Annotated in this window: 9 protein-coding genes; 1 reads left to right on the top strand and 8 read right to left on the bottom strand. The window is 59.8% G+C overall.

Annotated features, from left to right (window positions below; genetic code table 11):
- Nucleotides 1–28: 28 nt before the first annotated feature.
- The 7 genes from dnaK to H586_RS0105175 all read right to left on the bottom strand — a co-directional run bounded on the left by dnaK (nt 29) and on the right by H586_RS0105175 (nt 8325).
- The gene (dnaK, locus tag H586_RS0105205; RefSeq protein ID WP_011367061.1) at nt 29–1942 is read right to left on the bottom strand and encodes a molecular chaperone DnaK; all 1914 of its coding nucleotides are present in this window, start codon (nt 1940–1942) and stop codon (nt 29–31) included.
- Between the two features lie 269 nt (nt 1943–2211).
- Complete coding sequence (locus H586_RS0105200) at nt 2212–2598, bottom strand: nuclear transport factor 2 family protein (protein WP_011367062.1); 387 nt, start codon at nt 2596–2598, stop codon at nt 2212–2214.
- A 308-nt stretch (nt 2599–2906) separates the two neighbouring features.
- Nucleotides 2907–3491: a nucleotide exchange factor GrpE gene (gene grpE / locus H586_RS0105195; RefSeq protein ID WP_027181512.1), complete on the bottom strand. Its 585-nt coding sequence runs from the start codon at nt 3489–3491 to the stop codon at nt 2907–2909.
- 109 nt (nt 3492–3600) lie between these two features.
- Nucleotides 3601–4665, bottom strand: a complete 1065-nt coding sequence (gene hrcA, locus H586_RS0105190; RefSeq protein ID WP_011367064.1) for a heat-inducible transcriptional repressor HrcA — start codon at nt 4663–4665, stop codon at nt 3601–3603.
- A 140-nt stretch (nt 4666–4805) separates the two neighbouring features.
- The gene (locus H586_RS0105185; protein ID WP_011367065.1) at nt 4806–5297 is read right to left on the bottom strand and encodes a peroxiredoxin; all 492 of its coding nucleotides are present in this window, start codon (nt 5295–5297) and stop codon (nt 4806–4808) included.
- A 54-nt stretch (nt 5298–5351) separates the two neighbouring features.
- Nucleotides 5352–7529: an AsmA family protein gene (locus H586_RS0105180; RefSeq protein WP_027181511.1), complete on the bottom strand. Its 2178-nt coding sequence runs from the start codon at nt 7527–7529 to the stop codon at nt 5352–5354.
- Between the two features lie 103 nt (nt 7530–7632).
- The gene (locus tag H586_RS0105175) at nt 7633–8325 is read right to left on the bottom strand and encodes a PilZ domain-containing protein (protein ID WP_011367067.1); all 693 of its coding nucleotides are present in this window, start codon (nt 8323–8325) and stop codon (nt 7633–7635) included.
- Nucleotides 8326–8515: 190 nt separating this feature from the next.
- Here H586_RS0105175 and H586_RS0105170 point away from each other — a divergent pair, with 190 nt between their 5' ends.
- A complete protein-coding gene (locus tag H586_RS0105170; protein WP_027181510.1) occupies nt 8516–10009 on the top strand; it encodes a cobyric acid synthase in 1494 nt (497 codons plus the stop codon).
- A 165-nt stretch (nt 10010–10174) separates the two neighbouring features.
- Here the strand turns inward: H586_RS0105170 and H586_RS0105165 are convergent, their stop codons facing one another.
- Nucleotides 10175–11203 (bottom strand): HD-GYP domain-containing protein, encoded by a 1029-nt coding sequence (locus tag H586_RS0105165; protein WP_011367069.1) that lies wholly within the window; start codon nt 11201–11203, stop codon nt 10175–10177.
- Between the last annotated feature and the right edge of the window lies 1 nt (nt 11204).

Raw genomic sequence — 11204 nt, 5'->3', positions numbered from 1 at the left:
ATGCAAGGCCGGAGCGCGTCACCCCGCGCTAGTTCTTTACTTCGGTGTAGTCGGCATCCACCACATCTTCGTCCTGAGATGCCTTTGCTCCGGCGTCACCGGCTCCGGCTTCTGCGCCTGCGGCACCCTGAGCACCGGCCTGCTGCTGTGCATACAGCTTTTCAGCCAGCTTGTGCGATGCCTGCGAAAGCTCGTCGGTAGCCTTTTTAATGGCGTCCACATCGCTGCCTTCCATGGCGGTCTTCAGCGCTGCGGTTTTGTCTTCGATTTCCTTTTTCAGGTCGGCTTCCAGCTTGTCACCAAGGTCGCTCAGCGACTTTTCGGTGGTGTAGATAAGCGAGTCGGCCTGATTGCGGGCTTCGATGAGTTCTTTCTTCTTTTTGTCTTCATCGGCATGCGCTTCCGCTTCTTTGACCAGATTCTGGATTTCGTCTTCGGAAAGACCGGAAGAAGCAGTGATACGGATGGACTGCTCTTTGCCGGTGCCGAGGTCTTTGGCGGAAACGTTTACAATACCGTTGGCGTCAATGTCGAAGCTGACTTCAATCTGGGGCATACCGCGCGGTGCGGCGGGAATGCCGGTCAGTTCAAAGCGGCCCAGAGTCATGTTGTCGGACGCCATGGGACGTTCACCCTGCATCACATGGATGGACACCGAAGGCTGGTTGTCCGCGGCGGTGGTGAATGTCTGGCTCTTCTTGGTCGGAATGGTGGTGTTGCGCTCGATAAGGCGCGTGAACACTCCGCCCAGAGTTTCGATACCCAGCGAAAGCGGGGTCACGTCGAGCAGCAGCACGTCCTTGACGTCACCTGCCAGAATGCCGCCCTGAATGGCTGCACCCATGGAGACAACTTCATCGGGGTTCATGGAACGGTTGGGTTCCTTGCCGAAGAAGTCAGCAACTTTTTTCTGCACCAGCGGCATACGGGTCATACCGCCCACCAGAACCACTTCGTCCACTTCAGAAGCGGAAAGACCGGCATCGGACAGTGCTTTGCGGCAGGGTTCGATGGTGCGTTCCACCAGATCTTCCACCAGCTTTTCCAGCTTTGCGCGCGAAAGCTTGATCATCAGGTGCTTGGGACCGGTCTGGTCGGCAGTGATGAACGGCAGGTTGATTTCCGTTTCCATGGAGGTGGAAAGGTCTTTTTTGGCTTTTTCTGCTGCTTCCTTCAGACGCTGCAGAGCCATGCGGTCGCGGGAAAGATCTATGCCGTTTTCGCGGCGGAATTCTTCCACAAGGTAGTTGATGACACGCTGGTCGAAGTCTTCGCCGCCGAGAAAGGTGTCGCCGTTGGTGGCGCGCACTTCAACCACGTTGTCGCCCACTTCCAGAATGGAAATGTCGAAAGTGCCGCCGCCGAGGTCGAATACGGCGATTTTTTCGTTGGCTTTTTTGTCAAAACCATATGCCAGCGAAGCAGCCGTGGGTTCGTTGATGATACGTTTGACATCAAGACCGGCTATGCGGCCTGCGTCCTTGGTGGACTGGCGCTGCGAGTCGTTGAAGTAAGCGGGCACGGTGATGACGGCTTCGGTCACGGTTTCGCCCAGATAGGCTTCCGCGTCGGCTTTCAGCTTTGCCAGCACCATGGCGGAAACTTCGGCGGGGCTGTACTTGCGGCCTTCGATTTCAACATAGGCGTCGCCGTTGGGACCTGCCACGATCTGGTAGGGGGAATGTTCCTTCCAGCGGGCCACTTCGGGGGCGTCGGCCTTGCGGCCCATCAGACGCTTGATGGCAAAAACCGTGCGTTCGGGGTTGGTCACGGCCTGACGTTTTGCAATGTCACCCACAAGGCGTTCCTTGTCGGTAAAGCCCACCACGGAAGGTGTGGTGCGTCCGCCTTCGGGGTTGGTGATGCACTTGGGGTCCTTGCCTTCCATGATGTAGACACAGGAGTTGGTGGTCCCAAGGTCGATACCAATAATCTTGCCCATTATACTAATCCTCCTCAAGAGATCGATATTGAATCTGCCGGCTCTGCGGCGGTGAATTTTTCGTTTCGAGGGAAAATTAAGACTGTTTTTCAGACGGGCAAGGGGCGGGATGCTTTTTTTTTGCACAAAAGCGGGATGTTGACGTGTTTTTGGCGGAATATATGCCGTGTATACGGCATGTTGAGGAAATGCCGCTTTTTGTTTCGCAAACAGGGCCTGCCCTAACATGCCGGTATTGCAGGGCCTGCACGGTATGCCGCGGCTGCCCGCTAAGAAGGAAAGGAAAAGTGCGTCTGCAGCAGCAGCCAGTTGCCGTCATAGCACTTGAGTACTGCGGACAGGCGCAGGGCCACATGCACCTCTTCCTGTCCGAGGGCGAACAGCGCACGGCAGGCGGCCACCACCCAGCCGGTGTCGCCTTCTGTTCCGGCATGGTGCCATACTATGTCTATTTCCGCCCTGTCGAATGACAGAAAGTCGGTGGCCAGCCCTTGGCGCATGGCATCGGGGCCCACGTAGTTCTGTTCTCTGTCGGTGCCGATGGCGGCAATGGCCTGAGAAGGGGCATAGCACGCGACCACGTCTTCCACGTGCCGTGCGGTGTACGCGGCGATAAAGCTGTGTATGCGGTCCAGCGGTGCGGTAGCTGCGTTCATGGCGACCTCCGGATGAGAGCTTTTTATCAGCCATACGCTGTTTGTGCGAATTATGCCAGCCCGACGCAGGCTGCGGGCCGGAAGTCTGCCGGAACCTGTCCGCTGCGGTGTATGGCGGAAAGAGCTGTGGTGCGGGACGGGGGGCGTATGGCGGCAGCGCAGCGGATATGGCGCGGCCCAGTGCCGCGGAAGCTGAAAACCGGCAGCCGGAATAAAGCGCGGCCTGCGGTGCGTCAGTGCGCACCGCAGGCCGCGGTGTTGAAACTGTATGAGTCTTTGCGGGAAGTGACCGGACGGAACAGCGCTGATCAGGCGCTGACAGTGACTTTGGCGGGGCGCAGCAGGCGCTCCTTGAGGCGGTATCCACGCTGCATGACGGCGATGATGGTGCCTGATTCCGTGCCGGGAGCCTCTTCCTTGCTTACGGCCTCGTGCAGAGCGGGGTCAAAGGGCTGGCCTTTTTCGCCCACGGGCTGCAGGCCGTGACCTGCCAGCGCGTCCAGAAAGAGCTTGCGGGTCATTTCCACACCCACTGCCATGTTTTTGCAGGCGGGGTCGGATGAACCGTACTGCAGGGCAAGGTCAAGGTGGTCAAGAGTGGGCAGCAGGTCGGAAAGCACTTTTTCCGCGGCATATTTCAGATGTTCTTCACGTTCGCGTTCCAGCCGTTTTTTCACGTTTTCCAGCTCGGCCAGTGCACGCAGGCGGATGTCTTCGGCCTTCTGGTGTTCGTCACATGCCGGACAGACTCGTTCCCTGCACAGGGCTGCCACTTCTTCGCCGGTCAGCGCGTCAACGGCGCCCTGTGCCGCCTCCTGCTCCGCACCGCGGGCGGCTTCGGCAGCCAGTTCTTCGTTTTCTGCAGGTATGTCACGGGTTTCGTCGTTCGCCATTTTTGAAGAATCTCCTTTATATTCAAAACATCGGCATAGCCGTCATGATGCGCGTACAGAACGCCCCCGCCGGAGCGGGCACGTTTCAGAACAGCAGGGTAGCTGCGGCTCAGTCCGAATGTTCGGTGCCGAACCTGTCCTGCAACAATGTAGTAAGGGTCTTTGAGATACAGTCAACCACCGGCAGTACCTGCCGGTAGTTCATGCGCAGCGGACCCAGCACGCTGACAACCCCTGCGGGAGAGGCCTGCTGCAGTCCCCCGTACGGGGCGGAAACCACGCTGCACCCCAGAGGCGCGGTGCCTTCGTTTTCGTCTTCCTGCCCGAAGCTGACCGTCACCGAATCGCTCAGTATGGCTTTGTCCAGCAGTTCCAGAATGCTGTTGCGTTCTTCAAGCAGCGCCAGCATGTCGCGTATGCGGGTATGGTCTGTAAATTCCGCCTGATCAAGCATGTTCAGCGTACCGTTGACAAAGACCTCGCGGTCGTCATCCATATGCTCGAAAGCCAGCCGGGCCAGCCCGAGAGCGCGGAAATACAGCGCTTCAAGATGCGCTTCCGCCGCCTGCAGTTCGCGCGCCACACGCACCCGTGCCTGAGACAGCGTAAGCCCTTTACAGTATTCATTCAGGTAGTTGCCGTAGCGTACCAGTTCGTCCTGCGTTACCGGTGTTTCCACGCTCAGCACATGATTGCGCACCAGCCCGCCTTCCAGTACCAGTACGGTGAGCACCAGCGTGTCACTGATTTTAACAAAATCAATGGTATGCCAGCGCACTTCGTCTCTGCTGGGGGCCAGCACAACGGCCACCTGACGTGAGTGTGCCGAAAGCATGCGCGAAGCCTCGCGCAGCATGTCGGATATTTCCAGTCCGTGGGTTGTCAGTTCGTTGAGAATGGCTGAACGCTCGTCGCGGGAAAGGGGCCGCGTTTTGAGCAGTGCGTCAAGATACAGCCGGAACCCGCGCGCTGTGGGAATGCGTCCCGCCGAGGCATGCGGCTGCGAAAGATACCCCTTGTCAGTCAGTTCGGCCATGGTATTGCGCATGCTGGCGGCGGAAAGCCGCAGGCCGGAGCGTCTGGCCACGGAAACAGACCCCACTGGGGCGGCCGTGGCGATGTAGCGCTCTATGATGGTGGCCAGAATTTCGGCCTCTCTGTGTGCCAGATTCATGCGTTTCTCCCGTGGAGCAGGGCCATGGATGACAGGCCGGCAGCGCCGTCCGCATCATGCAGACAGCCCGGAAGGTTGTCTTATGACTGCCTGAAGCGGTAACAACGGGGGAGCCACCTGTCAAGGCGGATAACCGCAACCTATGAATCCGCAAGGAGTTCCAGTGCGTCCAGTACTGCGGCGGCATGACCGTCCACGGTTACGGGCGACCATACGCGGCGCAGTATGCCTGCCGGGTCGATGAGAAATGTGGACCGCACAATGCCCGGCGATTCTTTGCCGTAGCTCTTTTTCATGCGGTAAACACCGTATGCAGAGGCCGCATCTTTTTCCTTGTCGGACAGCAGCGTAACGGCAAGTTCCTGTTTCTGCGCAAAATTACACAGCGATTTCAACGAATCAGGACTGACACCGGCCACGGTGCAGCCCAGCGCCTCAAACCGCGGCAGCAGATCAGTGAAGTCTTTGCCTTCGCGCGTGCAGCCGGGGGTGTTTGCCCGCGGGTAAAAATACAGCACAAGCCACCTGCCGTTGAAAGACTGCAGGGTATGCGTGGTTCCGTCCTTGTCTGCCAGTGCGAAATCGGGGGCGGGCGAACCTTCTGCCGGCATGCCGGCCGGTGTGACGGACATGGGTGTTCTCCTTGTTTGTCCGCCGCGATGTAAAAGACCGCGCGGCGGTGTCTGCTACCTGGAAGCGGGTCTGCCGAACATCTGCCGCAGCAGACCGCCCACATCTTCCAGCGTTTCAATTCCGGTATCGGCCGGTTTTTTCAGCAGGTTGCCGACACCTTTTAAAATGTTTCCGGTAAATCCGGCCACATCAAGCCCGTATGACGGCGCTGCAAGCGGCCCTGTGATGCTGACGGGAATAACGGGCAGCCCTGTTACATGCAGTCGGGCCTGATAGTTCACGGTGCCCGACGGCAGATCGGCCCAGCCCGCCCCCGTGCCGCTCAGGTCGTAGGAGGTGAGTTTCATGTCATTGTTTGTCACCCTGCCGGAAACAATGTCAAATGTGCCGGTCAGGCTGTCGAAACGCTGCTGTCTGGCGGCCTTGTCCAGACGTTTGACCTGACTTTCCTGCCGCAGGTGGGACGAGGCTTCCGCGGGAACTATCTGTACGCCGTGTACAACCCCTTCGGTGAGTGACACCGATCCGTTGCCGGACAGCGACGGCGCAAGGGCAGCCCACTGCAGGCTTTTTCCCTGAACGTTCATTCTGGTCTGCAGTATGCCTGAAAGCAGCTTTCTGCCCGCCAGCACGGTCACGGGTTGTTCCACCTGCAGACCGGAAACGTGCAGTGCGCCGCGCACAACCGGCAGGGCGGCGGTGGTGTCGGCACCGGCGCTCAGGGTCACGCGTCCGCCGTAAGCTGCCATGTCCAGCGGGTCGATGCGCAGTACGCCGTCAGCGGCGAGGGCACGGGCAGTCAGGCCGGTCACTTCCAGCCCGCGGGCCTGCAGTGTGCCTATACTCACGTTGCCGTCCAGCCGGAGCCTGCGCAGCCGTTCGCGAGATGCGGCGTCAGCGCCGGTGGTGTTTGTTCCGCCGGCTTGCGGCGCAACAGACTGTGCAGCGGGTGCAGTGCCGGGCATGGTGCTCTGCCGCCGGTCAGCTTTGCCGGACGCGGGCTTGCCGGACGCCGACTTGCCGGTCTGCTGCGGCTCGGCGTTTTTCATGCTCTGTTCCTGCGGCAGGTACATGTCCAGATTCACCTTGTCTGCGGCCAGCGCAAACCGGATATCAGGGGACACTCCCGGCACCAGCGTGGCATTGCCGGAAAAGGCGGTCTTGTCGAGACGCCCCGTCAGCCTGTGCACGGTCAGCCTGTCGGCTGCTGCGGTCAGATTGATATCTGCCTGCAGTGCAAGGGCTGTATCGTCCGGCAGTTGCAGCGGCATGCCCAGCTGTTCCAGCGTGCGGCGCAGGGGCGATTCCGCATGGATCGATGCCTGCACCGCATTGCGCATCAGGTCGGCCGAAATCGTGCCTGTGAGCGTCGAGTCCATGGTGCTGATGCGCAGACCGTTTGCCGTGACAGTCATGTCCGGCATGTTGAAGCGCAGATCGCCCGCGGCTTCCAGAGTGGCCCTGCCGGAAGGGACCGACGGCCCCGAAGCCGTGATGCGCAGGCTGGTGTCGGCTGCGGTTACGGTTTCCAGCGTTTCGCCCAGCTCCAGACGGGTGGTCAGCGAGGCCGTGCCCTGCATGTCAGGGCTGGTCAGCAGCCAGTTTCCTTCAAGGCTGATGTCCGATGTCCTGCCGGGGGCGATAGCGGTGGTGGTAAGTGATATGCCGGTGGCGGCCGCCGCAAGACCGGTCTGCATGTCAGTGTATTGTACCGAGGCATCGCGCACCTGTACCGACTGCACGCTGAACGCGGCCAGACCGGCTCCCGCAGCGGCCTGAGACGCGCCGGATGGTGCAGTGTCTGTTCCGGCGGGGGGCAGAGCATTGCCGGCCGGTGAAAACAGCCAGTTGGGCGCACCCTTGACATTGCGCATGAGGTGGACCGAAACACCCGACAGCACCACTCTGTCTATGTGCAGTTCTTTGTGCAGCAGAGGGCGCAGCCGGGCATGCAGCTGCAGGTCTTCGGCCCTGAGAAAGGCGTCTTCGCCGAAGCCGGCGGGATTGCCCAGCAGCAGCGGGCCGGTGCTGATGCCTATCCACGGAAAGAGTGACAGTTCCAGCGTGCCGGTGAGCACCAGAGTGCGGCCCGTGGCTTTCTGCACTTCGCGTGTGATGAGACTTTTGTAATCATTGGGGTCGAATGTGGCCACAAATATACCGGCGGCACCCGCCAGCAGGGCAAATAGAACCAGTATGATGACGGACACCGTGCGCAGGGGGCTTTTCATGACGCGGCCTCGTATATGCAGCTTGAAATATTATCATAAACAGAAGAAACGGCCGCAGTATACGTGATGGAAAGCAGGGCGGCAAGGCGTTGCGGAGCCGGTGCTACTGACCGTGGGGGGCCGGGTCTTCTGCCTGCTGGGCAAAGCTGTTCTGCAGGCCGGCAATCTGGTTGTCGGTAAGTGACAGAAATTCAAGCCCCACGCCGGGGATTTTGCACCCCTTGCCCCAGCGCTGTACCTGACACACCTTTGCCACCACCGGTGTTTTGTCCTCCAGATCGACAAACTGTATCCACACCTGCGTATCCGGTTGCCATACCGCCACGGAAAAAACAAAGCAGCCCAGAACAGAAATGTTCATGGTGCATGTTTTTACCGTGGTCTGCGGAGTAAACAGGGCAGACGTGGACATGAGGATGTTGAAATGGACGTCGAGGCGTGCATCGCGCCGGATGGTGCGCGGGGAAAAGTTTTTGCAACGCGTTTCTATAAACCGGCGCACGTTTTCATGCGGGTCACCTTCCTGTCCCAGAATGATGATGCCTGTCTGCTTGTCCGGACGGGCGTGCAGACAGGGGTACAGGCTCAGAATATTCTGCAGTTCGTTGCGGCCTTTGCCCGCCATGCGCAGCAGTGTGGGCATGTCGATCAGTACGCCGTTGAACGGTTTTTCACGCAGCGCTTCCAGCGCCGCCTGCGAATCGTGCACCTCGTGCGCTTCCACGCGGAGCGTTTGCAGTACGGCCCTGTAGGGGGCTGCTTCCTCGGTATCTTTGGCCAGAATAAGAATGCGCATGGTAGTATCCTGTTATCTTTTATGCTGCACGGAAATGCGCCATTGTCAATAATAAGCTGCAGCCGCCGCATGCACCGGCAGCCGGAAACGCTGGCAAGCCTCGTGGAAATGCTGTATCTGCCTTCGGATGAGCACCTTGGCGCAAAAAACGTTTTCCGTTTCTGTCTCACGCAGCCGCACTCCGGCGCTGATGATTCAGGGCACCTGCTCCAATGCAGGTAAAAGTATCCTTACTGCGGCCCTGTGCCGTATTCTGCTGCAGGACGGTCTGTCTGTGGCGCCTTTCAAGTCGCAGAACATGGCACTCAATTCATTTGTGACCCCCGACGGTTTTGAGATCGGGCGCGCTCAGGCCGTTCAGGCGGCGGCGTGCCGGCTGGAACCTGACGTGCGCATGAATCCGGTGCTGCTCAAACCCAGTTCCGATACGGGGTCTCAGGTCATTGTCATGGGCAGGCCGGTGGGCAACATGCGGGTGCGCGAATATATGGCCTATAAACCGCAGGCTTTTGCCCGGGCCTGCGCTGCATATGATTCGCTGGCGGACGAACATGACGTGATGGTGCTGGAAGGGGCCGGCAGCCCCGCCGAAATCAACCTGAAGCAGCACGACATAGTGAACATGGCCATGGCACGCCATGCACAGGCCCGGGTGCTGATTGCCGGTGACATCGACCGCGGCGGAGTCTTTGCCGCGCTGGTGGGCACATGGGAACTGCTGGACCCTTGGGAACGCGATCTTGTGGCCGGTTTTGTGCTGAACATGTTCCGCGGTGACGCCTCGCTGCTCGAATCCGCTCTGACATATGTGACGGAACGCACCGGCTGCCCGTTTTACGGTGTGGTGCCGTATGTTTCCGGTCTGGGACTGCCCGAAGAGGATTCCGTTTCCTTCAAAGAGGCTCTGCGCGGTTCCTGTGGCGGCATGCCGGAAAGTGTTTGGCCGCACGGAATGCTGGAAGCGGTACTTGTCGACCTGCCGCACATCTCCAACTTTACCGATGTGGACGCTTTGCGCGCGGAACCCGACGTGCGCTTGCGGGTGGCAGGTACTGCGGAGGCGCTGGACGCCTGCGGAATGCCGCATCTGCTTATTGTTCCCGGCAGTAAGAACACGCTGGCCGATCTGGCAGCGCTGGAAAATAGCGGCATGGGGGCCCGTATCCGTGCTCTCGCCGGGGCAGGATGTCCCGTGGTAGGCATCTGCGGGGGCTTTCAGATGCTGGGAACATCAGTAACCGACCCGCACGGTGTGGAGTCCGGCGCCCGCAGCCGCGAAGGACTGGGGCTGCTGCCTGTGGAAACCGTGATGGGCCGGCATAAAACGCTGGCCCGCACTGCGGGGCTTCACTGCGATACGGGATGCCGTGTGAGCGGGTACGAGATTCATCACGGAAGCACCACCGCAAACGGGCCTGTGCGGACAGTGCTGCGCGATGACAGCGGTGCTCCGCTGGGACTGGGCGACACTGACGGTGCGGTTTGGGGAACCTACCTGCATGGTATTTTTGACGAAGACGATTTCCGCCGCGCGTTTCTGGATGCGCTGCGCCGCCGCGCCGGACTGGAACCGGTGGGACGGGTGGTGGCCCCATACAGCATTGACGGCGCGCTGGACAGACTGGCGGCCGTGGTCAGGAGCAGCATGGATATGACTGCCCTGTACCGTGTGCTGGGATTGTAGCGGGGCGTTGGTGCCGGAGGCCGCAGCCTGTCTGGGGCAGTCTGTTTGGGGCAGCCGGTTTGCTGCGGGTGCCGGTTCCGGTCCGGCGGTACCGGCGGGTGTGTTTTGGGGCGTACCCTTTACGCGGGCAGTAAAAAAACAAGCGCCGCGGACGGCGCTTGTCTGTCAGGCTGCGGGGGGACTGGTTTGCGCGGGAGGCTCAAAAAGGTTCTGGGCCACGGCGGTCTGCAGTTTGGCAGTGTATTTGGGGTCGTATTTCTGTCTGTCTTTGGCCAGATGCGCGGCCGCGGTCATGGGATCCATGGCTTTGGCGTAAGGGCGCTGACAGATCATGGCGGAAAAGGAATCAGCCACGGCGGCAATGCGGCCCATGCGGCTGACGCGGTCGGCTCCGAGCTTTTGCGGATAGCCCGAACCGTCCAGCCGTTCGTGGTGTTCCATCTGCGCCTGCCGCATTTCGTCAAAGGCCAGACCCAGCTTATGCATTATCTTTGCGCCGATAAGCGGGTGCGGCGTTATTTTGTCGCGTTCTTCCAGCTTGAGAGGAGTGGTTTTGGAAAGGATGAACGCCGGCACCTTTGCCATACCGAGATCGTGCAGCAGCAGCGCCAGCGCGGCCCTGTCCAGCAGACGGCGCTTGAGGGTGGCGTCAGTTTCGAGCAGCAGCCACAGCCCTACAAAAAGCGTGTTCAGCGAGTGGCTGACCAGCGTGTGGGTGCGGCTGACGCGGCGCATGAAAGACCGCAGGCGGTGTCTGTCCTGCCATATGTATTCCGTAAATACCATGACATCGCGGTAAAAGAGATCAAAGACCGGTTTAACCGGCTGCTCCAGAAAATCGCTCAGCCGCTGGCCCAGTGCCATTATGCAGATTTCGGCCACTTCTGCTGGTTTCAGGTTGTCATCCACCAGTACCAGATCAAGCTGCTTGATGATGTGCTTGGAGTAGATGGCCCTGTCTGACCGCGCCACAAAGACATCGCCGCCGATGCACAGTTCGCGCAGCTGTTCTATATTCTCGTTGGAAAGCCGCTCTCCCTTGCGGAAGAGCGGCTGGAGCTGTGCGATGTCTTCTCGGAAGCGGAACAGGTCGAGCGGCGGCCTGTACTTCGGGAAGCTGTTCAGAATCTCGATACTGATCTGATAATATTCTTCCGAAATATTGTCAGGTATGGTCGATTTTACCGCGCTCATG

This window comes from Oleidesulfovibrio alaskensis DSM 16109 (assembly GCF_000482745.1).
GTDB classification, from domain to species: Bacteria; Desulfobacterota; Desulfovibrionia; order Desulfovibrionales; family Desulfovibrionaceae; genus Oleidesulfovibrio; species Oleidesulfovibrio alaskensis.
This window is presented reverse-complemented; position numbering and strand designations above follow the sequence as displayed.

Excerpts from the sequence above, each read along its gene's own strand:
- dnaK (WP_011367061.1), bottom strand. The coding sequence starts at position 1,942 with ATGGGCAAGATTATTGGTATCGACCTTGGGACCACCAACTCCTGTGTC.
- H586_RS0105200 (WP_011367062.1), bottom strand. The coding sequence starts at position 2,598 with ATGAACGCAGCTACCGCACCGCTGGACCGCATACACAGCTTTATCGCC.
- grpE (WP_027181512.1), bottom strand. The coding sequence starts at position 3,491 with ATGGCGAACGACGAAACCCGTGACATACCTGCAGAAAACGAAGAACTG.
- hrcA (WP_011367064.1), bottom strand. The coding sequence starts at position 4,665 with ATGAATCTGGCACACAGAGAGGCCGAAATTCTGGCCACCATCATAGAG.
- H586_RS0105185 (WP_011367065.1), bottom strand. The coding sequence starts at position 5,297 with ATGTCCGTCACACCGGCCGGCATGCCGGCAGAAGGTTCGCCCGCCCCC.
- H586_RS0105180 (WP_027181511.1), bottom strand. The coding sequence starts at position 7,529 with ATGAAAAGCCCCCTGCGCACGGTGTCCGTCATCATACTGGTTCTATTT.
- H586_RS0105175 (WP_011367067.1), bottom strand. The coding sequence starts at position 8,325 with ATGCGCATTCTTATTCTGGCCAAAGATACCGAGGAAGCAGCCCCCTAC.
- H586_RS0105170 (WP_027181510.1), top strand. The coding sequence starts at position 8,516 with ATGATTCAGGGCACCTGCTCCAATGCAGGTAAAAGTATCCTTACTGCG.
- H586_RS0105165 (WP_011367069.1), bottom strand. The coding sequence starts at position 11,203 with ATGAGCGCGGTAAAATCGACCATACCTGACAATATTTCGGAAGAATAT.